We start from the raw sequence: 26726 nt of genomic DNA, 5'->3' as shown, positions 1-26726 counted from the left end.
AGAACTTTTCTCCCTCTATTTTTAATAGGGAGTGAGAATAACGGATGAGAAAAATAATTGCAATTCTCTTCATGCTTGCCGGGGTGGCACTCATTGGTTACCCATCGGGAAAACAACTCTATTCCGACTACATGCAAAAGAAAATCATCCGAGAATGGGAACGAGGACAAGAAGTTAACCAGGACGCGTTTGATAGCTTCGGGCAGCTTGGGGATATTTTTGTAAAAGCAGAGCCCTTGGACGAGACACCAGAAATGGTAATATCTTCACAATCGTATTCATCTGGAATTACGACCAAAAGTGATAAAGCTTCCCGCCCAGCGCCACAGGATGGGCAGATGCTCGGAACAATAGAGATTAAACGAATTAATATCAGGCTCCCAATCTTGGAAGGGGCAACCCAAAAGAGCATGAAAACCGGAGCGGGGCATTTGGCAGGAACACCATATCCGGGTCAGCCCGGGAATTCAGCGATAGCCGCCCATAGAAGCCGGGCCTTTGGAAAAATGTTCAACCGGCTTGGCGAAGTGAAAGTAGGGGATATCATCGTTGTAAAAGACAGAAATAATACTTACAAATATAAAGTATATGAAAGATTAATTGTCACACCTGATGATACGGCAGTCTTAAAGGGCAACGGACAGGATAGTCTGCTGACATTGATTACATGTGATCCCGTTGATACAGCCACACACAGGTTGATTATTCACGCGAAGATGGTGCCATAGGTCGACAATGAGGGGCTTTTGTTGATGGGAAATTATGCTAAAATATTGTAGAATTTTGGTTGTACGGCAGATATAATGAAGATAGAAAAGAAATACTGGAACTTTTCTGAGAAAAAGGCAAACCTGTTGAAAAGCAGGGACGCAAAGCCAAGGGCCCTTCCTTTTAAAAAAAGCAGGGCAGCCGGCTGCCGAAAGGAGAGTTTTTTTGTGCGGAAATTTTTAGGTGTAATGATTTGTTTCATGTTGTTTATGCCATTCGAACCTGCTGTGGCTGAAGCGAGGCTCCTTACAGTTCAATCATCGGCAGCAATTGACACCAGCGTCCTGGCAAAAGGAGTCGTGACGGTCAAATATGCGAGCAAATCAGGGAAAAAGGTAAAAGCAGGAATTACAAAGAACAAAGTCACTTACTATTACGACCTGCCAAGTAACGGAACACCTGCCCAGCTCCCACTGCAAATGCAAAATGGGATGTATAAAGTGACCGTTTTTGAACAGACTCAGGGCAATAGCTATAAGGCGGTCTCTTCAAAGGACGTCCCACTGAACCTGAAGGATCAAAAAACAGTTTTCCTTCAGCCGGTCCAGAATGTAAATTGGACTGCTTCGATGGCGCCAATAAAGACTGCGGCAACACTTGCAAAAGGAAAGCCGAAAACAGAGGACAAGCTGAAAGCAATCCACCAGTATGTAGTCCGGAACGTTTCTTACGACTACAATAAAATGAAGACGGTGCAAAGTGGTTACCTGCCAAATATCAATACCGTTTTCACCTCTAAAAAGGGAATCTGCTATGACTATGCTTCATTAACCGCTGCCATGCTCAGAAGCCAGGAAATCCCGGCAAAGCTTGTCACCGGCTATTCAAACAAAGTCCAAGGCTACCATGCCTGGAACGAGGTATATATCAAGGAATTGAACAAATGGGTCACCGTGGACACTACCATTGATGCCTCCTTAAAAAACTATAGTGGTAAATCAATCTATAAAAATACGAAGGATTACAAAAAGATTAACGAATATTAAAATGGACAGTCCGGTCCGGAAGGTGATTGCAATACCTTCCGGACCTTTTAATCTTTCCTTATTTATCCTTTAAGCAAAAAAAAGGACAACCTTTGCAAAAAATAAACATAGAATTACTGAACACTCTTTGTCCCGAATACTATAAGAAAAGACGGTATAGAAAAGTCTTTAGAAAATGATCGAGCTGGAAAAGAAAATACTCTTGCAGTAGGGAAATAAAAACGGAAAAACATACAAAAAAGCCTGATGGATTGACAAACCTCACTGACAGGGAAATTATGTATAAGTAAAGTGGAAATGGGAGGTGCTTTGCTGGTTTAAAACTTTGAAACCAGCAAAAAAACCCATTATGATAGAGGTTGCAAGCCCTTAACTACATGAATGAACAACCGGGAGATTCCACAGCTTCCGGCGATCGAATTGACTTCGAGATCAGGAAGGGGGAGCTTCTTTTTTTTGCCAAGGGGCTTGTCGACACAGAATTGTAACAGTGCTATAATGAATTCGGTTACAAATTCGTTAAAATGAAAATTTTACAACATTGGAGGGGATGGGCATGGAACTGCTAAATTTATATCAGAATAACTATCTGATAGTGTTTGTGTTTCTATGTCTGGGGATTTTGCTGCCTGTGGTGGCGCTGTTTTTGGGTAAACTTCTGCGTCCATATAAACCAAGTGATGCGAAGTATACTACATATGAAAGCGGTATTGAGCCGTTTCACGATTCCCGTGTGCAATTCAATGTCCGCTATTATATTTTTGCCCTGATGTTTGTTATTTTCGATGTCGAAACGGTGTTTTTATACCCGTGGGCAGTAGCTTATGAAAAGCTCGGGATATTTGCATTGATCGAAATGACGATTTTCGTGTTGATGCTAGTGCTCGGGCTTGTTTATGCATGGAAAAAGAAGGTGCTAAAATGGATTTAAAATTGGACAGCATATCACCTCAGGAAATGGAAGAAATGAAGAGGAATGTCTTTTTGACCACGCTTGAGCAAGTGAAAGCCTGGGCGAGAAGCAACTCTCTTTATCCAATGACATTCGGGCTTGCCTGCTGCGCGATTGAAATGATGGGCGGCGGGTCATCACATTATGACCTGGACCGCTTCGGTTCGTTTTTCAGAACCTCTCCAAGGCAGTCTGACGTTATGATCGTTTCTGGCACGGTTACCAAGAAGATGGCGCCGATTGTCCGCCGGCTTTATGACCAGATGCCTGAGCCGAAATGGGTTATTGCAATGGGTTCGTGCGCTACAGCCGGAGGGCCTTATATCTATTCCTATTCGGTTGTAAAAGGCGTCGATCAAATCGTCCCGGTTGATGTTTATATCCCGGGTTGCCCGCCGAGTCCCGCGGCGCTTATTTATGGTATCAACAAACTTCGGGAAAAGATTCGCTACGAAGCGAAGACGGGGAAGAAGGTGATCTAACCGATGAGCGGGGAGAAAGATCTGGAACAATTAAAGAAAGAAGCGGTTGCGAAAGCGAAGGCGGCCGCCGCAGCAAAAAGGGCTGCCAGGGAAGCGGGTTCGGCCCAAAAGCCGCCAGCGGATGCAAAGCCTGCTGAAGCTGAAGGTGAAAAGGATTTAGCGCAGGCTAAAGCAGAAGCCGCGGCGAAGGCAAAAGCAGCCGCGCTTGAAAAGAGGAAAAGTGCTACAGCGGGCAATGAGGAAACGGATAAATCAGAAGGAATGAAAGCGGTTTCAGAGACGACTGAATCTGCTGGCGCGGACGAAAAGGCGAAAGCCGCCGCAGCCGCAAAAGCGAAAGCCGCCGCCGCAGCGAAAGCAAAAGCCGCGGCACTCGCTAAGAAAGCGGGCGAAGAAGCGGCAGAACCAGCCGGGGACGATGCCAAGGCAAAAGCTGCCGCAGCCGCGAAAGCGAAAGCAGCCGCCGCAGCGAAAGCAAAAGCCGCGGCACTGGCGAAGAAAGCGGGCGAAGAAGCGGCAGAACCAGCCGGGGACGACGCCAAGGCAAAAGCCGCCGCAGCCGCGAAAGCGAAAGCCGCCGCAGCCGCCAAGGCAAAAGCCGCGGCGTTGGCCAAGCAGGCAGGTGGCGCAGGCGGGGATGATGAAAAGGCGAAAGCCATTGCGGCGGCAAAAGCAAAAGCCGCAGCGGCAGCGAAAGCCAGAGCTGCAGCTGCTGCAAAGGGCGCGGGGGAACCAGCCGTTACTGAACTTGAAACCCCATCTCCAAACCAGCCATTCCTTGATAAATATGTGAAAGTCATTAAAGAACATCTTGGTGAATATGTTTTGGAAGACTCCTATATTAATAAACTTTCAAAAGATGTCCCAACGATTATAGTCAACCGTGATTCGTATTTCAAAGTCGCCCAGTTCCTTAAATATAATGAACAATTGGGTTTTGATTACTTATCGGAATTGCATGGGACTGATTTTGAAACCCACTTGGAACTATATGTGCATTTATTCTCATATAAGAACAGGCAATCAGTAGCCATGAAGGTGAAAATTGACAGGAATTCGCCAACAATTGAATCCCTGCAGCCGCTTTGGGCAGGAGCAGACTGGCCTGAATGCGAGACTTATGATTTGCTTGGCATCAATTTCACAGGGCACCCGAATCTGCATCGAATTATGCTTGGGGAAGATTGGGTTGGCCATCCACTAAGAAAAGACTACGAGCAATACGACGTGGAGGTGTAACCAATGATACGTACTGAAGAAATGCTATTGAATGTAGGGCCCCAGCACCCAAGTACACACGGGGTTTTCCGGCTGGTCGTAAAGATCGACGGGGAAATCATCACACATGCCCAGCCTGTAATCGGCTACCTCCACCGGGGAACAGAGAAACTGGCTGAAAACCTGCAATACACCCAGATCATTCCTTATACGGACCGGATGGACTATCTATCGTCAATGACGAACAACTACGTCATTTGCCATGCGGTTGAGACGATGATGGGCATCCAGGTGCCTGAGCGGGCTGAATATCTGAGGGTCCTTGTAATGGAACTGAATAGGGTGGCGAGCCACCTTGTCTGGTGGGGTACCTACCTGCTTGATATGGGAGCAGTCAGTCCGTTCCTGTATGCATTCAGGGAGCGGGAAATGATCATCAACATGTTGAATGAAATTTCCGGTGCCCGGCTGACGTATAACTATATGCGGGTCGGCGGAGTGAAGTGGGATGCGCCGGAGGGATGGATTGAGAAGGTAAAGGAATTCATTCCATATATGAGGGAACAGTTGAAGGGCTATCATCAGCTCGTGACTGGAAACGAAATTTTTATGAACCGTGTGAAAGGCGTTGGAAAATACACGAAGGAAGAGGCAATCCAGTATTCACTTACTGGCCCTAACCTAAGGTGTACAGGGGTCAAATATGACCTGAGGAAAGATGAGCCGTACTCCATCTATGACCGTTTCAATTTTGACGTCATTACAGAAGAAGGCGGAGACTGCTGGTCACGCTATCACGTAAGGATCCGGGAAATCGAAGAGTCACTGAAGATTTTGGAACAAGCGTGCGAACAATTCCCTGAAGATGGCGAGATCCTTGCCAAGGTGCCGAAAATCATCAAGGCGCCAAAAGGGGAAGCTTACGTAAGAATTGAATCGCCGCGCGGTGAAATCGGCTGTTACATTTCCAGTGACGGCAAAAAAGAACCTTACCGCCTAAAATTCAGAAGGCCATCATTCTATAATCTTCAAATACTATCAAAGCTGCTTGTCGGCGAAAACATGGCGAATATGGTCGCCATTCTTGGAGCCATTGATATTGTCCTTGGGGAGGTGGACGGTTAATGGTAGAAGAACTGCTTACCTCAAGCCCCGGACTCGTTAATTTCGGAATCTTCTTTCTGCTGGCAACCGTTTTGCTGTTAGTCGTACTCGGGTTTGTCACATACGGCATTCTTGCCGAGCGAAAAGTAATGGGCTTTATGCAGCTAAGGCACGGCCCAAACCATGTTGGTGGGCGATGGGGCCTGCTGCAGACAGTCGCGGACGTTTTAAAGCTTTTACTGAAGGAAGATATCATACCAAAAGTAGCAGACAGGCCTCTGTTCATCCTTGCGCCTGTCATCGCCTTCGCGCCATCTTTCATGGTGCTGGCAGCCATTCCGTTTACTGATAAATTGCAATTTGCCGATATTGGCGTTGGGCTTCTATATTATGTAGCCATCTCGGGAATTACAACGATTGGGATCGTTACCGGCGGCTGGGCGTCAAACAATAAATATGCATTGCTTGGCGGAGCCCGTGCCGCGGCTCAGATGATTTCTTATGAAATACCGCTTGTCATGTCAGTCCTTGGAATTATCCTTCTGACAGGCAGCCTGAACTTGAATGACATTGTTCATGCGCAGCAAAATGGCTGGTATATTCTTTTGCAGCCGATTGCCTTTATCGTGTTCATGATCGCCTCGGTGGCAGAGCTGAACAGGACTCCATTCGACCTTCCTGAAGGAGAGTCGGAACTCGTTGCCGGTTACCATGTTGAATATTCCGGCTTCCGCTGGGCGTTTTTCATGCTCGCGGAATATGTATATCTCTTTGCGATGGCCGCCCTTACAACAGTCCTTTTCCTTGGCGGATGGCTTCCTCCGCTATCGATTCTCGACTTCATTCCTGGTGCGGTATGGTTCTCGCTCAAATTCAGTCTCATTGTCTTTATCCTCATCTGGTTCCGGGTAACGTATCCGCGTTTCCGGGCAGACAAACTGATGGAATTTGGCTGGAAGGTCCTGCTCCCAGTAGCACTCGCAAACGTATTCCTGACAGCATTGATCAAAGAACTGTTTAAGTTGTTTTAATATCAACATGATCGGGGCAAAGGGCGCTGGAGTGCCAGCCGCTCACAAGCCATATTAAGAAAACTGCACTAATTTTTATCACGGAACTAAAGGGGTGAAAAACATGCTTGGATTGGCAAAAGGCTTAAAATATACCCTGAAAAACCTGACAAAAGAAAAAATCACGTATGACTATCCAAATAAACCGCTGCCCCTTCCTGACCGATTCAGGGGAATCCAGAAGTTCTACCCGGAAAAATGCATCGTCTGCAACCAATGTGCGAACATCTGCCCAACGGACTGCATTCAGCTGACAGGGAAAAAGCATCCGGATCCTACGAAAAAGGGGAAAGTCATCGATACGTACGATATCAATTTTGAAATCTGCATCCTCTGCGATTTATGTACCGAGGTTTGCCCGACAGAAGCAATCGTGATGACGAACAACTTCGAACTTGCGGAGTATAGCCGGGACAACCTATTTAAAAACCTCGAGTGGCTGGATGAAAATGACGAGAATGTTCGGAAGGTGAATAAAGCATGATTTCAGGTGAATTTCTAGCATTTATGCTGCTGGCGCTGGTGGCTGTCATCGGAGGAGTGCTTTTGCTCAACCTGACAAAAGTGGTCCATACAATCATCGCCCTCGTATTTACATTTATCAGCATTGCCGGCATTTTTGTCCTCCTGTCCGCGGAATTTTTGGCAGCCGTCCAGATCCTCATTTACTCTGGTGCCATTACAATCATTATGTTATTCGGCATTATGCTGACTAAGCATGACGATGATAGCGAAGCAAGCTCGGGGAAATGGCGGAAAGTCCTTGTGTTTTTAGGAGTCGCGGGCTTTGCCTTTGCCGTTTATATCGGAATCTACAACCTCGACTTGCATCCGGAGCAGGCGGCGTTGCATGAAAACAATACTGAGCAAATCGGCATGGCGCTTTACTCGAGATTTATCATTCCGTTTGAGTACCTGTCAGTCCTGCTGCTTGTCGCCCTGATTGGGGCAGTTGTTCTTGCAAAAAAAGACGATAAGGAGGCAGAGTGATATGAATACAGGAGTACCCGCTTCTGCTTTCCTTGCGCTTGCCCTGATTTTGTTCTGCATCGGCCTGTACGGAGCTTTGACAAAGCGGAACACAGTCATCGTCCTTATATCCATTGAACTCATGCTGAACGCCGTCAACATCAACCTTGTCACGTTCAGCAAGTTTGGAATGACACCTTCCATTGATGGACAAATTTTCACCTTGTTCGCAATGGCTGTCGCTGCAGCTGAAGCAGCAGTCGGCCTGGCCATCCTGATTTCCCTTTACAGGAACAGGAAGACAGTCAATATCGATGAAATGGATATATTGAAACATTAATCCGGACCGCATTTCCGGTTAAAGGACGGTTCATTCCGCCGTATGCGGAATGGCCGGACGATTTTCCGCAGGAGCCATCTGCGGATGCCCTGGCTTAGGGCGCAATCAGGCGCGCACCCAGACAGATAAATTCTGCATCAGAAACGCGCGTTCATAAAGGGGATAGTGTATTGATGGAAAATGCATGGCTCATACCGCTTTTCCCGCTGGTATCATTTTTGATCCTCCTTCTATTCGGCAGACGGCTTAAAGAGGCGAGTGCCTACGTTGGGATTGGATTAACGCTGGCTTCACTGGTTTTGTCCATCTTGGTGCTGATTGACCGTTTTTCCGCACCGACATACAAGGCAGAGGGAGTTTGGCTGTCAATAGGGGATTTTCATTTAACAGCGGGCTTTGAAGTGAACCAATTAAATGCATTAATGCTGTTTATCGTTTCACTAGTTAGCTGTCTCGTACATATCTATTCCAAGGGATACATGCACGGTGACGGACGCATTCCGGTTTTCTACGCTTATCTTGGATTGTTCACATTCGCCATGCTTGGACTGGTCGTTTCGCCAAACCTTCTCCAGACGTATATTTTCTGGGAACTTGTCGGGGTAGGATCCTTCCTGTTGATTGGTTTCTACTATTATAAAGAAGAAGCGAAAGCCGCCGCGAAAAAGGCTTTCATTATGACAAGGATCGGGGATGTCGGCCTTTTGATCGGCATGATCCTCCTGTTCTGGCAAACTGGCAGTTTTGAGTATGATGAAATTTTCGCCGCAGTCGACGCAGGGGCGATTACGGCAGGAATGCTTACCTTAATAGCGATTTTGATTTTCGTCGGGGCAATGGGAAAGTCGGGGCAATTCCCGCTTCACACATGGCTTCCGGACGCAATGGAAGGCCCGACGCCAGTGTCGGCGTTAATCCACGCGGCAACAATGGTTGCGGCAGGGGTCTATCTTGTTGCGGCCTTATTCCCGCTCTTCGCAGCTAGCAAAACAGCGCTTATGACAGTCGCGATCATCGGGGCTTTCACGGCTATATTCGCGGCAAGCATCGGCCTTGTGCAAAAGGATATTAAGCGGGTTCTGGCCTATTCGACGGTCAGCCAGCTTGGCTACATGATGCTCGCTCTCGGCTCTGCCGGCTATGTCGCAGGTGTATTCCACTTGATGACCCATGCTTTCTTCAAGGCGCTTTTGTTCCTTGCTGCAGGGAGCGTCATCCATGCTGTCCATACGCAAAACATCGAAGAAATGGGCGGTCTTTGGAAGAAGCTTAAGCTGACTGGTCCGTTGTTCCTGATCGGGACGCTTGCCATCAGCGGGGTTCCTTTGTTCTCAGGCTTCTTCAGTAAAGATGAAATTTTGATTGCCGCATGGGAAAACGGGCATCCATTCCTGTTCATCCTAGCAGTCATTGCCGCATTCTTCACCGCGTTTTACATGTTCCGCCTATTCTTCATGGTATTCTGGGGTGAATCCCGTTCGACTGCGAAGAATGTCCATGAATCACCTGGAACGATGACACTGCCGATGATTATCCTAGGCGTGCTGGCGGTGGTAGCTGGATATGTCAATACACCTTGGTTCGGCGCATTCCTCGGTGACTGGCTTGTCGACGGGAATGCTGCACTCGGCCATGGGCATATTGAAGGCCCTATCTGGATCATGATTGTTGCAACACTCGTATCGCTTGCGGGCATTTTCCTGGCCTGGCTCATGTACGGTAAAAGGTCACTTTCCCGCGACTGGCTCAGCTCAACAGCACCGGGGGCATACAGTGTCCTTTATAATAAATACTTTATTGATGAATTCTATCAGCTGTCTGTTGTCAACGCGACGAAAGCGATCAGCCATTTCTTCCGCTATATCGATGTATTCCTTGTGGAAGGAATCGCTTCAGCAGTCGCGGGGACAGTCGGGGCTCTGGGGAAAACAGGTTCAAAGCTCCAGTCGGGACAGGTCCAGACATATGTGGCAGTCGCCTTCATCGGGCTTGCTGTTCTGACAGTCATCTACGCGCTGACAGGGGGGTACTTGTAAATGAACCTATCCTATATATTGACAATCATGGTATTCTCCCCGCTGCTCGGGATAGCGGCCCTGGCTTTTATCCCAAAAGATAATGAAAGAACAATCAAACTGATAGGCTTTCTTGCCACAATTCCAGCCTTGCTCATTTCGCTTGGCGCTTATGCCCATTACCTGGCAGGGAAGAACCTGTCTGATTTCTCTGTAAGGGCGGATTGGATTCAGTTTGGCGGATACAAGGAAATGGGTGAAAAGTTCTATTCAATTTATTATGAATTGGGTATTGATGGGTTTTCACTGCTTCTAGTCGTTTTGACAGCCTTAGTCGCTTCGCTTGCGGCACTGGCATCCAACATGGTGAAAAAGGAATGGAAAGGTTATTTTATGCTGTTTCTACTACTCGAAGTCGGCATGCTAGGCGTATTTACAGCGCAAAACCTTGTCCTATTCTTCCTGTTCTTTGAACTGACGTTGATTCCAATGTTCTTCTTGATTGGAAAATGGGGTTATTTTGAAAAAGAAAAAGCAGCTTACAGCTTCTTAATTTACAACGGGCTCGGATCGGCTGTCCTGTTAATTGTCATCATGGTGTTATTTACAAGGACTGGGACATCCAATATTGCCCTGTTAGAGCAATTGATGGCGAATCCGGATGCGAATTCGCTCCAGCCGATTTCCGGGGATGCAAAAATGGGGCTGCTAATCGCACTCCTGATCGCGTTCGGAATAAAGCTGCCGATCTTCCCGCTCCACAGCTGGATGCTAAGGGTTCACGTCCAAGCCCCTCCGGCCATCGTGATGATCCACTCGGGTATCCTTTTGAAAATCGGTGCATTTGGTCTAATCCGTTTCGGAATGGGAATATTCCCTTCACAATTCAAGCAGCTGGCTGTCCTGATTGCCATCCTTGGAGTAGTGAACCTTCTTTATGGCGCATTCCTGGCCTTTATCCAAAAGGATTTCAAAATGGTACTTGCCTACTCGTCAATCTCCCATATGGGAATCGTCCTAATCGGTCTCGCGGCTTTGAATGAAGCGGGGATCCAGGGTGCAATTTTCCAAGTGATTTCACACGGGTTAATTTCGGCCTTGCTATTCTTCCTTGTTGGCGTGTTTTATGAGCGCCTAGATACATCCCTGATCGCGAATCTTGGTGGTCTGGCAAAAGGGATGCCAATCGCCGCAGGGCTGCTGCTCGCTGGCGGGATGGCTTCGCTTGGCTTGCCGGGCATGTCTGGCTTCGTAAGTGAATTTATGGCATTCCTTGGCCTGTTTAAGGAGATGCCTGTCCTGGCCGCAATCGGCTGCATAGGCATTATTATGACCGCGGCCTATCTGCTTCGCGCGATTCTGGGCATGACCTATGGAATGTCCCACCGCGAGTTCGCGGGAGTGCGTGATTTGAGGGGAATCGAATACGTTCCTGCCTTGACGCTGCTTTTCCTGATTGTCCTGATCGGGGTTTACCCAAGTGTCCTAAGCTCACCGCTGCATTCCGCACTTAAATCTATCATGCTTGGGTTGGGAGGTTGATGAACAATGGAACTCACTGATTTGTTAGCGTATAACTGGGGAGTCATGATGCCAGAGTTCATCATTCTCGGCACAGTTGCACTTTTGGTTATTCTGGATTTGTTCCTAGGGAAGAATTTTGATCGGAAGCTGTTCGGCTGGATTGCCATCGCTGCCATCATTTCGGCAGGAATCGCCCTCGTCGGTATGTTGGATACGCCAGTCACATCCATACTTGAAGATACGTACAGGCTAGACTCCTTTAGCAAGGCATTCAAGCTGATTCTCCTTGCCGGGTCGGTCTTCGTCATGCTTCTCGCGATGAATTACAATCCAAAAGACGGCTTCGCTGAATATAGGGGTGAATTTTTCTACCTATTTTTAGCCGCGCTTCTTGGCGGGATGATCATGTCTTCAAGCGGTGACTTGATTACACTATTTGTCGGACTTGAACTTTTATCCATCCCTTCCTATATACTGGCGGGTATGCGCAGAAACCAACTGGCATCGAATGAATCGGCGATGAAATACGTCATCAATGGCGGGATTTCTTCAGCGATTACGCTGTTTGGGATGAGCTATGTTTATGGCCTCTCCGGCTCGACAAATTTGATTACGATTGCCAGGACGCTTAGCACTAACGCTGACAGCCAGCATATCTATCTTTTAGGACTTGCCTTCTTTATGATCTTTGTCGGCCTTTCCTTTAAGCTGGCGGCAGCGCCGTTCCATATGTGGGCTCCGGATGTTTACCAGGGGGCGCCGACGCCTGTAACGGCATTCCTGAGTGTCGTTTCAAAAGCGGCCGGCTTTATCATTCTGGTGCGAATCATGTTCACGGTATTCCTGATGGCAGTTTCCGATGGCCCCGGCACGATGCCTATCTTGTTCAAACTCCAGGATTACATCGCATTTTTAGCCGCGGCAACAATGATTATTGGAAACGTGATTGCCCTTAGGCAGCGCAATATTAAAAGGCTGTTCGCTTATTCAAGTATCGCGCATGCAGGCTATATCCTAGTTGCGTTTACTTCGCTCAATTATTTGACGTTTGATGCAATTTGGTTTTATCTTGTCGCCTACCTATTCATGAATATGGGAGCATTCGCGGTTATCCAATTGATGAGTGAAACGACAGGGTCGGAAGAAATCAAGGACTTTGCCGGCTTTTACAAAAAAGCCCCGCTCCTCGCAACGGCATTCGGCATCCTGCTCCTGTCGCTCGCCGGTTTTCCTGGCACAGCGGGTTTCATCGGCAAGGTAAATATTTTCATGAGCGCATTTTACGATAAGAGCAATCCGCACTATGTGCTTGCATCCATTATGATTGCAACGACAGTCGTATCCTATGTATATTATTTCGGCATCTTGACTCAAATGTTCTTCCGCCCGGCTGCGGACACAAAGACATTAAAAATTCCAGCTGGCATTCTGGCAACTGTCGGAATCACGGTTGTAGCCAGCATCCTGTTCGGAATTTTGCCGAATATCGCATTGGACTTCCTGCACGGCAATTTTAACGGTTTCGTCGATTTTCTTGAATAGCAAGTGAACTTATGCAAAAGAGGGCGGTTGTCTCTTTGGGGGAAGAGGCTGCTGCTATGATAGGTGAGCCGGACTTTGGGGGAAGGAAGGCTTGCGGTTTTAAAGGGGATTAAATAGTACGGAAAGGCTGTCTCATTCAGGGGGCAGCCTTTTGCATGGAGCGATTATTTAATTCTCCGCGCAAAAAAACAGCATCCGCAAACGTGCGGATGCTGTTTTCTACATTAATACTGATCGAGCTTCTTTTTCATAAATTCAAGCAGGTCATCTTTTAATTCAGGCATTTGCAAAGCAAATTCCAGGGTTGTTTCGATAAAACCAAGTTTTTCACCGACGTCGAACCGCTTTCCTTCAAACTCATAAGCGAATACGCGTTGAATTTCATTCAAGCTCTGAATCGCGTCAGTCAGCTGGATTTCTCCCCCGGCGCCGATTTCTTGCCTGTCAAGGAACATGAAGATCTCAGGATTCAGAATATAACGGCCGATAATAGCAAGATTCGATGGCGCTGTGCCCGGCTTCGGTTTTTCAACAAACTGCCTGACCTGGTACCGCCTGTTGAATTCTTCAAGAGGGTCGATGATTCCATAACGATGAGTCTCTGTTTCAGGCACACGCTGGACGCCGATAACAGATGAAAGGGTTTCATCGTATTGGTTCATCAGTTGTTTCAAGCAAGGAACCTCTGCCTGGACAATATCGTCGCCGAGCAGGACAGCAAACGGTTCATCGCCGATAAAGTTTCTCGCGCACCAAACGGCATGGCCAAGTCCGCGCGGCTCTTTTTGGCGAATATAGTGGATATCGACCATCTTCGAAGACGCTTGGACTTTCTCGAGCAGATCGAATTTTTCTTTTTCAAGCAGATTTTGTTCCAGCTCGAAGGCATGGTCGAAATGGTCCTCAATCGCCCGCTTGCCTTTACCAGTCACGATAATAATATCCTCAATGCCCGATTCAATTGCCTCTTCGACAATGTACTGGATGGTCGGTTTATCAACGATTGGAAGCATTTCTTTAGGCATTGCTTTTGTTGCCGGGAGAAAGCGGGTGCCCAGCCCGGCAGCCGGAATAATTGCCTTTCTAACCTTTTTCATACAATAACCCCTTCACTGCTTATTTAGTAAGTTTTTGCATTAGGGACGCCCGCAGAAAGGGCAGCGATTTTAATTGCTTTTCTTTCTGGCAGTCCATACAATGGAGGTTGGGACCCTTTTAGCAAAAACGCTTTTAAGAAACCATAACATGAATAATTATTCCATACTAATTTAAATGTGACAAGCATATTTGTAAAAATTTACCTATATAAATACTAGTGATGCTTTACGAAGTGGAAGAACGATCAAGGAAGTGGAGGAATAATATGGTAGGGGGATTTGGGGCAGAATCAATAGTGGGTATTTTTACCCATCTTGTTTGTATAGCACTTGCCTGGTGGGCGCTTCAGGCGTTAAATTTTGACAGGCTGCTCAGGGCAAACCGGGTAATCCAGGCCCGCGTTTTATATATATTGCTGTCCATTGTCATCGGTTCGGCTGTTAGCAATTTCTTTCTTGATTACCTTCTTTTATCAAGGCAGCTGCCAGCGGTTTTTGACTAAAAAATTCCCTTCACGGCAACATTGTGCGCGCTTTCACGATAAGCGGCGCAAATTTGGATGCAGTATGTTCTTTTTGCTGGGAAGAGGGATATTATTTGCCAAGAAAGTGAAACTTTTCACTTAAGGAAGCCGTCTATATAATTGTACCCTTTTTTGGATACTTCTTGCAAAAACAAAGAATTTGCCTTGTACATATATTTAGGTCTTCGTACATGTGTTCAAATGGTGGGTTATTCAGTACAATCAAGTTTGTGTTTTAGTTTTACACGTTTCGAGGTTTACGGTTGGGTTTGTCTAAATGTGACGACAATTTCCATGTATGCTCGCCCACTTCCCGGCAAAAATGTTATTAAGGGAAGGGGAGCGGCAGCGTATGAAAATGAATCTGATTTTATCATTATTTGCCATTATTGGTTTTGTTGTGTTGGAACATGGGAATAAGACGATTGTAGCTGAAAGTGCACCGGATCTTGTTAAGCTGGTGGCTGCATTGGAAGCGGAAGGCAGTTTGCTTGAGGAGTGGTCGGTTTATTCACGGGAGGTTATTGAGGACTCCAATTCACCCGGGGAATTGGAGGCGTATGCCGCTGAGCTTCGGACCCTTTTTCCTGATTGGGAATGGTCAATCTCCTCTAAAGGCCAAATATGGGAAGCTAAGGCAGTTTCTCCAGTTTCCAGCTTTGGCCGCGAGTATCTTCAATTAATTTCTACCCGCACACCCCATAAGGCAAATGCGTATATAATATATAAGGTGACCGGCGGAAAATGGAATGGCAATAGTGCGGCCTTTTTGAAATCAGGAAAATTCATGCAGCGCCATAATGACATATTTCGTGGCAAACCGCCAATTTTCTCTTGTGCTAAAGGGTCTTTCGGTGATAAAATGGAAGCGGCTTTACCTGAAAAAGTAAATAACATTTTGTCTAGGTTAAATGCTGCTGAAACTGAAGGAATTAGAGAAGAAAATTTCATATCCATATCGGCATTCTCATCAGAATTTGCCGATCCTTTTAAGAATGGCATGAATTTGCAAGTTGCTGTTCGAACGGGTGGGGGAGAAGGCGCGACTGTGACAGTTGGCACCCCTATCATTACGGTTGAATATTAATATAGAGAACTTGGACGCGGAGGGGAATACACTTGGAAAAAATCATCGTCCGCGGCGGAAATAGGCTTAATGGAACGGTCAAAGTAGAAGGGGCCAAAAATTCTGTACTGCCTGTACTCGCTGCAACACTATTGGCAAGTGATGGAAAAAGTATCATAAGAGATGTGCCTACTCTCTCCGATGTATATACGATCAACGAGGTATTACGTCATTTAAACGCAGAAGTCGTTTTTGAAAATAATCAAGTTGTTGTAGATGCATCAAGAGAGCTGAAAGAAGAGGCGCCATTTGAATATGTCCGTAAAATGCGCGCTTCTGTACTGGTTATGGGCTCATTGTTAGCCCGGAACGGCCGTGCGCGTGTGGCATTGCCAGGAGGCTGCGCAATTGGGTCCCGCCCGATTGACCAGCATCTGAAAGGCTTTGAAGCAATGGGCGCGAAAGTTCAAGTCGGTAACGGTTTTATTGAAGCGGAAGTTGACGGCCGCTTAAAGGGAGCAAGGATTTACCTTGATTTCCCAAGCGTCGGTGCGACGGAAAATATTATGATGGCAGCAACGCTTGCAGAAGGCACAACCATCCTTGAGAATGTTGCAAAAGAGCCTGAAATTGTCGACCTTGCCAATCTGTTGAACAAGATGGGTGCCAAGGTTGTCGGTGCCGGCACTGGGACAATCAGGATCGAAGGCGTAGATGTATTATTTGGTGCCGATCACGCAATTATACCTGACCGGATTGAAGCCGGAACATTTATGGTCGCCGCGGCGATTACGCAAGGAAACGTCCTTGTGAAAGGTGCTGTTCCAGAACATTTATCTTCCTTGATCGCAAAAATGGAGGAAATGGGAATCACCATCCTCGAAGAAGAGGATGGCGTAAGGGTCATCGGTCCTGAAAAGCTGAAGGCCGTTGATATCAAAACAATGCCTCACCCGGGATTCCCTACTGATATGCAGTCGCAAATGATGGCATTGCTCCTTCGCGCAGAAGGAACAAGCATGATTACGGAAACGGTTTTTGAAAACCGCTTTATGCATGTCGAAGAATTCCGCCGCATGAATGCCGATATTAAGATTGAAGGCCGTTCAGTCATCATTCCTGGTGCTTCAAATCTCCAGGGTGCCGAAGTCGCAGCCACAGATCTCCGTGCTGCCGCAGCATTGATCCTGACTGGATTGGTGGCAGAAGGTAACACGAGGGTAACTGAACTGAAGCATCTCGATCGCGGATATGTCGATTTCCACTTGAAGCTGGCGGCTCTAGGAGCAGATGTCGAGCGCGTAAACGACACGGTCGAGGTTATGGTGGAAGCTCAAGAGACGCTTGTATCAGATATGAACGCATAATAAAGAATATAGGTCTGGCTGTTTGGCCGGATTGTGATGAAGCAGAAGAAAAGGCTGTCTGATGTCTGACAGTCTTTTTTCTGCTTTTTTGCTGTTTTACGAATTAAATCGCTGCAAACTGGCGAAAAGGTTCTCTAATTATATGATAAATTAGTGAACGTTGTTCCTTAGCTTTCCTATTTTTGTAACAATCTTAAAGGGGTTAAATTGTTAAAATGGGGGAAGAGAGGTGGGTCCCCCATGGATAAATTTTTTATCAAACTTAAATCCGCTTTATATACGACGCTGACAATGGGAGTGCTGCTCCTGGTCGTTCCAGGCTTCCTGTCAGGCTCCCTTGGAGGAACAGTTGTAGTCATTGGCATCATGCTCCTCATCACCATGATTGGGAATATGGTCATTGCCATCCCGGTATCTTATTTAGCAGACTTATTAACCCGCCGGCTGGGCAGTTTCCGTTTTCCGGCTGCTGGATTGATCCATATTGCGGTCGGTATTTTGCCAGTGATTTTACTCGATGAAATAGCCATTTATACCATTGCCGACGCGCTGATTTACTTCCTGTTTACCGAGTGGCAGCAGTCTAAGGGCTCCTTCAAATGGTCTGCCAGGGCTGCCATTTCCGGAGCAAGTGTAGCTGCCATTGTCGCGGCCGCTTTTGTTTCAATTCCAACGCTCGTGGCGATCTTTCAGGATCGGACACATGATGCGTACCTGATTCCAAAGGGCTTTGAAGGGGAAATGAAAATCGTTCACGGCATCGATCGTGCCCCTAAGCAAAAAACAAAAGACGGCTATGATATTGTGAAGGTTGATGAAGCAGGCTATGGGATTACTTCAAAGCCGCTCACGACAGCTCTAATTGAGGATAAATATTATTATGTCGACAAAAAAGGAAAGAAAGAAGAAATCAACAAAGATTGCATCTCGGTAGGCGGCAGGAATGCCATCGCTGGAGATGATTATCAATATAACTACGAAGCATTGTACGTAACATCCAAAATGTGCGGTAAAGTCTTCAAGCAAAATGGCCAAAAATATTTTGGCGAAAAGCTGCAAATCGAAGAGATTCTATTCAAAGAAGGCCTCGCGAAAATGACTGACTACGGTTATACCATTTTGCCGCAGAAATAGGGATTTGTTTGATAAGGATTATTTACTAGGGCAAAACTGCAATTATAATAGACTGGACTAGCGATCGCGCCTGGCGGGGATTTTTTTTATCCTTGCGGGGCGCTATTTCATTCTTTAATAGAAAGCGGCAGATTTAGCTGGCTTGCTGGAACAAATACTTCCCTTTAATGGAAAATCCAGTGTCTTTTGGCAGGCGGCCTATGATTCTTGTCATAACTGCCTGTCCACCTCCATATGTTTTAATGAAGCGCAGCCGGTCCGTGGCCGGCCGTTTACTTTTCAAATGGAGGCTTATACATGAAAAATATGAAACCTTTCATTCTACTAGCATCTTTACTTTTTGCGGTTACGCTACTCATCCCGGCTTTGCTCGTCCTTCCTTATCAAAATGGGAAAGCGGACGGCAAACTCGGTGAACAGCCGCTGCAAGCCCCAAATGAGGAAGCAAGCGGAAAAGGAGCTGATCCCGCAGTGGAAGTAGCAGTGTATCGAACCGGCAAAAAAGAGATTGTAAAGCTGCCGCTTAATAAATATCTCGAAGGGGTGGTGGCCGCCGAAATGCCGGCGGAGTTTGAGAAGGAGGCGCTGAAAGCCCAAGCCCTCACGGCGCGGACGTACATTGTCACCCAGCTGCTTACGAAAGATAAAATGGGACTGCCTAAAGGGGCACAGGTGAGCGACACCGGACAGCTGCATCAGGAATTCAAAAGCGACGATGAACTAAAACGGATTTGGGGTTCAGATTATAGCTGGAAAAAGAAAAAGATTGCCGAGGCCGTAAAAGCGACCGACGGGCAAATTCTTACTTATGACGGAAAGGCAATAACAGCGACCTTTTTCTCGACGAGCAATGGCTTCACCGAAAACTCCGAGGATTACTGGTCGCATGCTTTTCCATATTTACGAAGCGTCGAAAGCCCGTGGGATAAAAAGTCGCCGAAGTACAAAAGCCAATTGAGCCTGTCCGCCGCTGATTTTGAAAAAAGGCTTGGGGTCAAAATTGGCAGTTCCGGTGAGATTGGCGTAATTAAGGGGCGGACAGCCGGCAATCGCATCAGCAAGGTGGATTTCAACGGTAAAATTCTGACTGGCAAGCAAATCCGCGAGCGGCTCGACCTCCGTTCTTCCGACTTCTCGTGGGAGCGGCGCGGCAATGACATCATCATTACGACACGCGGCTTCGGCCACGGCGTCGGTATGAGCCAGTACGGTGCAAACGGCATGGCAGCCGAAGGGAAAACCTACGAAGACATCGTGAAATACTACTACAAAGGCGTTGCCATCAGCCCCGCAGAAGGCATGCTCGCCACGATAACCGCGGGGAAATAAGATAGTTCCAATTTTAGGAGGCTGGTCTGATTATCAGGCTGGCTTTTCCTTCTCTCTAAGGGAGTTCCGGTTCATATGCGGAATTGAATTGGATAATAAAACACTGAATTTGGATAATAAACAATGGAAATTCGATAATAAACCTTGCAAATTGGATAATAGACTATAGAAATTCGATAATAAACCTCGTAAATTGGATAATAAAACTGCTGAATTGGATAATAGCACCCGTTATACCATCGATGCGATGAATTTTGAAATAACATATTGATAAATTGTCACATGTCTTTGTCGAAAAGGGTGGAAAGTGAGGAGGTTTTCGATTATGTTTCAGAAAAGAGGAAAAGGAGTGAGCATATGATAGCCTTGGCAAGGGTAATTCCTTACTCGATTCGAAAAAGAGAAGCGCTGAAAAGAAGGATTCCTGACCATTCAGAAGAGTTACCGAATTTACTGGAGCATTTACGTATGGAGTGGGCCGGCTACAATGGAGAGAAGTCGCTGGATTATCCGCTTGGCCTCCTGGATGCGGACAAGTACCACATTTTCCATGGTTTGCGGATAGAGGAGAAAAGCTACACCTTCCAGCTCGATACATACTTACTATCCGAGAACTTCTCAGTCATTCTAGATTCGAAAAAATGGGGAGGCGAGGTCTTTTTTAAACTAAGTCCAAAGCAGGTCCACCGTTCAGTAAATGGCACGATTGTTCCAATGCAGAACCCAATCGAGCAAACAAAAAACCAGCAATACAATCTGAAAAGATGGCTGGCCGAAAATAAGCTTTCCCCGATTCCAATCGAAGGATATGGGATTTTTAATCAAAATACGATCGTTACAATTGATAAAGGTTACTATGAAGCTGAAAAGTATATCCATAAAACCGACTATCTTCTTTCGGTCATACGCAAGCTTGAAACCCTCTACAAAACTCCTGTCCTCACTCCTAAAGAGCTTCTCAAGGTCAAGAAGCGCCTTCTCGCAAAACATACTCCTTTGCAAAAAAACATTCTAAAAACTTATCATATGGAAGCCGCAAGCCTAAAGAAAGGTGTCTTCTGCCCTCATTGCGACTATCTTGGCATGGTATATAAATGGGGGGAATGGCAATGTCCCAGCTGTCGCCAAAAATCGAAGGATGCCCACCTGCATGCGCTTGAGGATTACTATCTACTAATTGGCCCCGCCATAACGAATAAACAGCTGAGGGAGTTTTTAAACCTCTCTTCGATTAGTGTTGCAACGAAGCTGCTTGTTTCTTTAAACCTTAAAAAGACTGGCAAAAATAAAACGACGGTTTATATGCTGCCTGATTTTGGACTGACTTCCTAGTCTTATATATAGAAATTGCTTTTAAAGGCATGTGAATGAAAAGCCGGTTAAATAAAACAATTTCCTAATAAAGGATTGTACATTTAATAGGAAGACGCAAAAGTGAATATGGCTGGCCCTTCATTCGCTTTGCAGTTTCAGGAAGAATGCGAAATTTGAATTGGATAATAAACCGGGGGATTTGGCGAATAAACGAAGGAAATTCGATAATAAACCGTACAAATTGGATAATAGAACTGTAAAATTCGATAATAAACCCTATAAATTGGATAATAGAACCGTAAATTTCGATAATAGAGTATCTTTCGGGTGGCGGTAAATAGGGTTGAAGCAGAAAATAAGGGGGAGCGAGCGGACGCCAATGCGCTTTTTCTCCTCAAATCGGAGTGGATGGAGGATCTGCGGATGAAAATGATATACGTCAACACGGATTCCGTTTGAAAAAGCGCCAGCCCCTCTGATCCGCCACAAACCGCGAACCAAATGGGGCGGCGATGAAAAAATTGCCCCGAACGCACTCATCACCCCCGCCCTGCATACCCCCGCCATTTCTCCAGCAGTCGCCGCAGCCGCGGGAACTTCCCACGAAACAGCGCGCCGTTCACGAAGTAGTAAACAACCGCTATCCCGAGGACGTCTTTGAAGAGGTCAAAGAGCGATGCGGAGCGGTAGGGGTAAAATGATTGGTGGATTTCATCTGTGAGCCCGTAGAGGGCAGCAGCGGCCGCCAGGAGCATGTTGATGCTTCTCTTGAACTTTCTTTTGCCAGTGAGTGAGGCGATCACGAAAAGCCCGTATAAAATCGCGAACTCTACTAAGTGGAGCGATTCTTTGATAGTGCGGTCGATTTGCGAGTCGGGGAGCTCGACAAAGTGGTTGCTTGGCAGGCTGGACATGATCCAAATCATCGCCATATAGATGAAGGGGAGCAGGCTCGCTACCCATTTGACAGCGGTTTTCATAAAATTTCTCCTTTTTGTGCATAAAAGTGATGGTTTTTTCAAAAAATAATTTGTCGCCGATGTATATAATTCTACCATTGTGTTCAGAATGATTGCTGAGGTGATGAAAATGAGAGAGGAAGAAAAAAAGCGATCTTCTCAAGGTTTTAAACGGTTTTTCAAGAAGCGCTGGGTCGTTCCGGCAATCTACATTGCAAGTGCAGCAATTATTCTGACTGGTGTCCTTTGGTATCAAAGCAGCGGCAATTCAGCGGACAAATTCAATTATAAAACGACTGAAAATGCCAAGAAGAAGTTCAATGAGCCTTCGCTTGTGGTAAACAAGTCGATGGAAAATTTCGCGATGCCGGTGAAGAATAAGGAAGAAGCTGTCATCCAGAAACGATTCTATGACAACAACGCGAAAGCGGAAGATCAGGAAGCGGCACTCGTCCAATACAAGGACACATATGTACCGAACACTGGTCTGAATATCGCCATGAAAGACGGTTCCGAGTTCGAGGTTTTAGCCGCACTTAGCGGGACAGTCACGAAGGTAGAGGAAGATTCCCTGCTTGGCAATGTCATTGAAATCCAGCATGATACAGGTATTGTAACACAATATCAATCTGTTAAAGATGTGAAGGTAACAGTCGGTGACCAGGTTGACAAAGGCGATGTGCTCGCGTCTGCCGGCCAAAGCCAGCTGAATGAAAAAGCGGGCGTCCATGTCCACTTTGAAATTCGCAAGGATGGCGTCGCGGTCAATCCGAACGATTACTTCGACAAGCCGCTAAGCGTGCTGCAACAGGCGAAGTTCGAGGACGAGGCTGAAAAGAGCAACGCACCTGCGGATGAAGAAAGCGCCGGTGAAAGCGAAGACGGCGAACGTGCTCCATCTGATGGATCAAGTGATAAAAAAGAAGACAATAGCAATTCATAATTGTAACTTATTGAAGAGAGGGCTGCCCCTCTCTTTTTTTGCGCTTACGGGCAATTTCTTTTTGCATAATGGCTTCGCCCACGAAGCAGGATTTTCGTGATTAACCAGGAGGCTATCCCTTTTGGCAAAATGGCTTCGCCTCCGCGCTCGGAGTTTCTGCTTACAGGCTTCCGCTTTTTGTGTGGTAAAATGGAAAAAAACAGCGTAAGGGGGAATGGGAGATGAAAAGGCTACTTGGGATCATAATGGCGGTCATTCTTGCTGCGGCGCTTGCGGGCTGCACGGAGAAGCCCCAGCCCGCGGACCGTTTTTCCCGTTACATCGACCTATGGAACAAGCAGGATTTTGACAAAATGTATGATTATTTATCAAAAGACGCTAAAGCATCTGTCAGCAAACAGGAGTTTACAGACAGGTATAAGAAAATTTACGGCGACCTGCAAATCAAGGACCTGAAGGTGAGTTTCAAGAAGCCGAAGGAGGACAAGCAGGGCGAGGGTGAAGAAGCGAGCTATGGCTTTACGGCAAAAATGGACAGCATTGCCGGGCCGATTGAGTTCGGGCATGATGCCTTCCTTGTAAAAGAAGAACGTGACAAGAAAGAAAATTGGTATGTTGATTGGAATACCAATTATATTTTCCCGCAGCTCGGCAAAGGGGACAAAATCTCAATTGTGACCCAGCAGCCGGTCAGGGGCGAAATTTTTGACAGGAACGGCAAACCGCTCGCGACGACGGGTGATGTTTATGAGGTAGGGGTAGTCCCGAAGGATATGGCGGGTAAGGAAGCCGAGACGAAAAAACAGCTGTCCAAGCTACTGAATATGCCGGAAGAAAGCATTGAAAAGGCTGTCACGGCGAGCTGGGTAAAGCCGGAGTATTTTGTCCCGCTTAAAAAGATTCCGATAGAAGATGCGCTGGTTAATGAGCTGATTAAGCTGGAGCCGGTCCAGACGAAGAGGGTGGAGGCGCGCATTTATCCGTACGGGGAAGCGGCTGCCCATTTGATTGGCTATGTTGGAGCGGCAACAGCGGAAGATTTGGAAAAGCTGAAGGATAAAGGGTACTCCAGCGGCGATTTGATTGGAAAGCGCGGTCTTGAACAGATGTTTGAGGAACAGTTGCGAGGAGAACCGGGCATCCGGATTCTGATTAAGCAGGAAGCCGGGGGAGAGGAAGTTTTGGCTGAAAAGCAGGTCGTCAATGGGCAGCCGGTGAAGTTGACTGTTGATGCGGAGCTGCAGGCCAAAATTACGAATGAAATGAAGGGCGAGCAGGGAGCGGCAGCGGCCATCAATCCGAAAACCGGTGAAACGCTCGCGCTTGTCAGCATGCCGACTTTTGATCCGAATAATTATGTGCTCGGCATGTCGGCGGATGAGAGAAAAAAGCTGAATGAAGATCCTGCACAGCCGCTCCTCACCCGCTTTAACAGGAAGTATGCGCCAGGTTCGGTCATCAAGCCGCTCGTGGCGGGCACCGCGCTTACAGCAAAGGCGATCAATCCTGCTGATATGATGAACGTGAAAGGAAAGAAGTGGCAGAAGGATTCTTCATGGGGCGGCTATAATGTCACAAGGGTGACGGAGGCGGACAATGTAAACCTTGAAAAAGCGCTGATGCTGTCTGACAATATTTATTTTGCCCAAACTGCCTTGAAGCTTGGCAAGGAGAAATTCGCCGAGGGTATGAAGAATCTTGGCTTCGGAGAGGATTTCGGTTATCCGTTCCCGCTGAACGCGTCGCAGACAGGATCGCTTGATGAGGAAATGCTGCTGGCCGATGCCGGATACGGCCAGGCGCAGTTGGAGATGAACATTGTCCATTTAGCGGCCGCCTATACTCCGTTCTTGAATAACGGCAATATGATCAAGCCGGTGCTGCAGCTTGATGATGCAAAGAGTCAAGTTTTGCATGAGCAGGCAATCAGTCCTGAAGCGGCCGCGACGGTTGGGCCGATTCTCAGAAAGGTCGTTGCTGGTGGTACAGCGAAGGCCGCCGAGATACCTGGTTACCCGCTGTCCGGAAAGACCGGCACGGCCGAGATCAAGGATAACCAAGGTGAAAAAGGAAAAGAAAACGGATGGTTCGTCGCTTATAATGCGGAAAAGGGTGACCTGCTTGTCGCGATGATGGTCGAGAACGTCCTCGACCGGGGCGGTTCCGGGGTACCGGCGAAAATTGTGAAGAAGGTTTTCGAGGGTGTGAAATAACTGCTTTGAAGGGAATCAAAAACGCAATACAGAAATAAGGGACGGGGCAGTTTTGCTGCTCCAGTCCTTTTTAATTTGAATTGATGTTAACTTGTGCGGTTTCTGTACGAAAATATCGTCACGTAACTAGTGAATTCGAAGTATAAAGGTCGTGATTAACTAGTGAAAATTCACTACAAAATTTGACTAATATAGTAGGCGTCTGACGCCTACTAGTTTTTTGCACAAAAACATAGTCATGTAACTAGTGAAACGTGCAAGGCGGACTAGTTAACTTTCGTTTAACATGGTAATAATCACTAGTGAAAATTCACTACAAAACTTGCCGAATATAGTAAGGGCCTGACCCCTACTAGGTTTTAGCCCAAAAATATAGTCATGTAACTAGTGAAGTACGCAAGGCGGACTAGTTAACTTTCGTTTAACATGGCAATAATCACTAGTGAAAATTCACTACAAATTATAGTAAGCGTCAGACCCCTACTAGGTTTCCGCACAATACCATAGTTAAATACCTAGTGAAGTACACAAGGTGAACTAGTTAATCTGCACGCCTAAAAAGCGTATTAAAAGGGGGCCATGAAAATGAAAGAACATATCACAGATGTGCTTGAGTCGATTGAAAAGGACCACGATGTCAAAATCCTCTACGCCTGCGAATCAGGCAGCAGAGCATGGGGATTCCCGTCACAGGACAGTGATTATGATGTCCGCTTTCTATATGTGCATAAACTGGATTGGTATTTGTCGATTGATAAAAAGCGGGATGTGATTGAGGTTCCGAAGCATGACCGGATTTCCATTCCGGTTGATGACTTGCTGGATGTAAGCGGTTGGGAGCTGACAAAGGCGCTGAGGTTGTTCAGAAAATCAAATCCGCCTTTACTCGAATGGCTCAGGTCTGGGATCGTGTATTATCAATCCGGCACAGCGGTTCAGAAGCTAAGCGAATTAAGCAAGGCTGTTTTCTCGCCAGTTTCGGGCATTTATCATTATTTAAATATGGCTAAAGGGAACTACCGGGAGTACCTTCAGGGCGAGAATGTTAAAATCAAGAAGTACTTTTATGTTCTTCGGCCGGTTTTAGCGGCTAAATGGATTGAGGAGCGCGGCTCTTTTCCGCCGATGGAGTTTCGGACACTGGTTGAGGAGCTTTTGCCTGATGGCGCGCTGAAGAATGAAATTGATTTACTGCTTAAACGGAAAATGGCCGGGGATGAGCTGAACCTTGAAACAAGAATCGATGTGATCAACGTATTCCTGGACAGGGAACTAGTCAGGCTCGAAAACTATGCGGAATCACTGCATTTAAAGGTTGAGGACCCTACCCCAGAATTGAATAAGCTGTTCAGGGATATCCTCGAAGAAGCCTGGCAATAAAATTAATGCCGGAAAAGTAAAGCTGTTCCCTCATGCGGAGGAACAGCTTTTTTGCGCGAAATTCCATCCTCCATAACTCTTTTTACAGTCCCTTCCCCTCTATTTCTGTGTGAAAGCATTCCTCATTCCGCACAGGCAAACCGCCCAATTTTCGAAAAACTTCCCGCCACTCCTTGTCCGGTGTGCATATTCGCCTATCCAAGCTAATAAACTGTTACAAACCTGTACAAGAGAGTGTTTGAGGTGAAGAGTCGTTTGGGGACTATGTGTATTTAGCTGTGGATCTGTTTAGACCTTATAGGGTCAGAAAGCGAAGCGCTTTTTTTGCAAAAGGGCGGATGCTTTCTGCCGTACCCGGAGAGACATCTGGAGGCCGGTGAACCTGGCACCTATGTCAAAAGATTTTGAAAAGAGTGGGTGCGGAAGGCAG

General features: G+C 46.7%; 24 protein-coding genes and 1 riboswitch. Of the genes, 22 read left to right on the top strand and 2 right to left on the bottom strand.

The features are described 5' to 3' along the window. Positions 1-44: 44 nt before the first annotated feature. The 13 genes from BN1002_RS23060 to nuoN all read left to right on the top strand — a co-directional run bounded on the left by BN1002_RS23060 (position 45) and on the right by nuoN (position 12970). Positions 45-728 carry a class D sortase gene (locus BN1002_RS23060; RefSeq protein ID WP_052445661.1) on the top strand — a complete coding sequence of 228 codons (684 nt, stop codon included), beginning with the start codon at positions 45-47 and terminating at the stop codon, positions 726-728. 106 nt (positions 729-834) lie between these two features. Continuing rightward, positions 835-921, top strand: a riboswitch (cyclic di-GMP riboswitch). 14 nt (positions 922-935) lie between these two features. Further along, positions 936-1754: a transglutaminase-like domain-containing protein gene (locus BN1002_RS19700; protein WP_148362833.1), complete on the top strand. Its 819-nt coding sequence runs from the start codon at positions 936-938 to the stop codon at positions 1752-1754. Positions 1755-2310: 556 nt separating this feature from the next. Continuing rightward, positions 2311-2685: an NADH-quinone oxidoreductase subunit A gene (locus BN1002_RS19695; protein WP_048827225.1), complete on the top strand. Its 375-nt coding sequence runs from the start codon at positions 2311-2313 to the stop codon at positions 2683-2685. Continuing rightward, positions 2676-3188, top strand: coding sequence for a NuoB/complex I 20 kDa subunit family protein (locus tag BN1002_RS19690; RefSeq protein ID WP_048827224.1), 513 nt, complete (start codon positions 2676-2678; stop codon positions 3186-3188). The genes BN1002_RS19695 and BN1002_RS19690 overlap by 10 nt, the downstream gene beginning before the upstream one ends. Before the next feature lie 3 nt (positions 3189-3191). Beyond that, on the top strand, positions 3192-4427 hold the full coding sequence (locus BN1002_RS19685) for an NADH-quinone oxidoreductase subunit C (protein WP_048827223.1): 1236 nt from the start codon (positions 3192-3194) through the stop codon (positions 4425-4427). Positions 4428-4430: 3 nt separating this feature from the next. After that, positions 4431-5531, top strand: coding sequence for an NADH-quinone oxidoreductase subunit D (locus tag BN1002_RS19680; RefSeq protein ID WP_048827222.1), 1101 nt, complete (start codon positions 4431-4433; stop codon positions 5529-5531). Continuing rightward, positions 5531-6541, top strand: a complete 1011-nt coding sequence (gene nuoH, locus BN1002_RS19675) for an NADH-quinone oxidoreductase subunit NuoH (protein WP_048827221.1) — start codon at positions 5531-5533, stop codon at positions 6539-6541. The genes BN1002_RS19680 and nuoH overlap by 1 nt, the downstream gene beginning before the upstream one ends. Positions 6542-6644: 103 nt before the next feature. Further along, on the top strand, positions 6645-7064 hold the full coding sequence (gene nuoI / locus BN1002_RS19670; protein WP_048827220.1) for an NADH-quinone oxidoreductase subunit NuoI: 420 nt from the start codon (positions 6645-6647) through the stop codon (positions 7062-7064). After that, positions 7061-7570, top strand: coding sequence for an NADH-quinone oxidoreductase subunit J (locus tag BN1002_RS19665; protein ID WP_048827219.1), 510 nt, complete (start codon positions 7061-7063; stop codon positions 7568-7570). Before nuoI ends, BN1002_RS19665 begins: the two co-directional genes overlap by 4 nt. Before the next feature lies 1 nt (position 7571). Next, positions 7572-7889 carry an NADH-quinone oxidoreductase subunit NuoK gene (nuoK, locus tag BN1002_RS19660; protein ID WP_048827218.1) on the top strand — a complete coding sequence of 106 codons (318 nt, stop codon included), beginning with the start codon at positions 7572-7574 and terminating at the stop codon, positions 7887-7889. A gap of 170 nt (positions 7890-8059) precedes the next feature. Then, positions 8060-9925 (top strand): NADH-quinone oxidoreductase subunit L, encoded by a 1866-nt coding sequence (gene nuoL / locus BN1002_RS19655; RefSeq protein ID WP_048827217.1) that lies wholly within the window; start codon positions 8060-8062, stop codon positions 9923-9925. Next, entirely contained in the window at positions 9926-11446 is a 1521-nt protein-coding gene (locus BN1002_RS19650; RefSeq protein ID WP_048827215.1) for an NADH-quinone oxidoreductase subunit M, read from the top strand. Positions 11447-11452: 6 nt separating this feature from the next. Beyond that, positions 11453-12970 carry an NADH-quinone oxidoreductase subunit NuoN gene (nuoN, locus tag BN1002_RS19645; protein WP_048827214.1) on the top strand — a complete coding sequence of 506 codons (1518 nt, stop codon included), beginning with the start codon at positions 11453-11455 and terminating at the stop codon, positions 12968-12970. Positions 12971-13194: 224 nt separating this feature from the next. Here nuoN and galU read toward each other — a convergent pair whose 3' ends face one another. Continuing rightward, positions 13195-14067 carry a UTP--glucose-1-phosphate uridylyltransferase GalU gene (gene galU, locus BN1002_RS19640; protein ID WP_048827213.1) on the bottom strand — a complete coding sequence of 291 codons (873 nt, stop codon included), beginning with the start codon at positions 14065-14067 and terminating at the stop codon, positions 13195-13197. Between the two features lie 266 nt (positions 14068-14333). On the opposite strand from galU, the gene BN1002_RS19635 reads away from it, so the two are divergent. The 6 genes from BN1002_RS19635 (at position 14334) to BN1002_RS19610 (ending at position 20819) form a co-directional block, all read left to right on the top strand. After that, positions 14334-14570: a DUF1146 family protein gene (locus tag BN1002_RS19635; RefSeq protein WP_048827212.1), complete on the top strand. Its 237-nt coding sequence runs from the start codon at positions 14334-14336 to the stop codon at positions 14568-14570. 373 nt (positions 14571-14943) lie between these two features. Then, positions 14944-15678, top strand: a complete 735-nt coding sequence (locus BN1002_RS19630) for a YwmB family TATA-box binding protein (protein ID WP_048827211.1) — start codon at positions 14944-14946, stop codon at positions 15676-15678. A 32-nt stretch (positions 15679-15710) separates the two neighbouring features. Beyond that, positions 15711-17024, top strand: a complete 1314-nt coding sequence (gene murA / locus BN1002_RS19625) for a UDP-N-acetylglucosamine 1-carboxyvinyltransferase (RefSeq protein WP_048827210.1) — start codon at positions 15711-15713, stop codon at positions 17022-17024. 240 nt (positions 17025-17264) lie between these two features. After that, positions 17265-18158 carry a DUF6843 domain-containing protein gene (locus tag BN1002_RS19620; RefSeq protein WP_048827209.1) on the top strand — a complete coding sequence of 298 codons (894 nt, stop codon included), beginning with the start codon at positions 17265-17267 and terminating at the stop codon, positions 18156-18158. 297 nt (positions 18159-18455) lie between these two features. Further along, the gene (gene spoIID, locus BN1002_RS19615) at positions 18456-19487 is read left to right on the top strand and encodes a stage II sporulation protein D (protein WP_048827208.1); all 1032 of its coding nucleotides are present in this window, start codon (positions 18456-18458) and stop codon (positions 19485-19487) included. A gap of 357 nt (positions 19488-19844) precedes the next feature. After that, on the top strand, positions 19845-20819 hold the full coding sequence (locus BN1002_RS19610) for a nuclease-related domain-containing protein (RefSeq protein WP_048827207.1): 975 nt from the start codon (positions 19845-19847) through the stop codon (positions 20817-20819). 521 nt (positions 20820-21340) lie between these two features. Here the strand turns inward: BN1002_RS19610 and BN1002_RS19600 are convergent. After that, on the bottom strand, positions 21341-21781 hold the full coding sequence (locus BN1002_RS19600) for a VanZ family protein (RefSeq protein WP_048827205.1): 441 nt from the start codon (positions 21779-21781) through the stop codon (positions 21341-21343). A gap of 109 nt (positions 21782-21890) precedes the next feature. Between BN1002_RS19600 and BN1002_RS19595 the strand changes: the two genes are divergently transcribed. The 3 genes from BN1002_RS19595 (at position 21891) to BN1002_RS19585 (ending at position 26296) form a co-directional block, all read left to right on the top strand. Next, positions 21891-22703, top strand: a complete 813-nt coding sequence (locus BN1002_RS19595) for a stage II sporulation protein SpoIIQ (protein WP_048827204.1) — start codon at positions 21891-21893, stop codon at positions 22701-22703. Between the two features lie 221 nt (positions 22704-22924). After that, on the top strand, positions 22925-24916 hold the full coding sequence (locus tag BN1002_RS19590) for a penicillin-binding transpeptidase domain-containing protein (protein ID WP_048827203.1): 1992 nt from the start codon (positions 22925-22927) through the stop codon (positions 24914-24916). Between the two features lie 585 nt (positions 24917-25501). Beyond that, positions 25502-26296, top strand: coding sequence for a nucleotidyltransferase domain-containing protein (locus tag BN1002_RS19585; RefSeq protein WP_048827202.1), 795 nt, complete (start codon positions 25502-25504; stop codon positions 26294-26296). Positions 26297-26726: the final 430 nt, after the last annotated feature.

Source organism: Bacillus sp. B-jedd (assembly GCF_000821085.1).
In the GTDB taxonomy this organism is placed as follows: domain Bacteria; phylum Bacillota; class Bacilli; order Bacillales; family Cytobacillaceae; genus Bacillus_D.
This window is presented reverse-complemented; position numbering and strand designations above follow the sequence as displayed.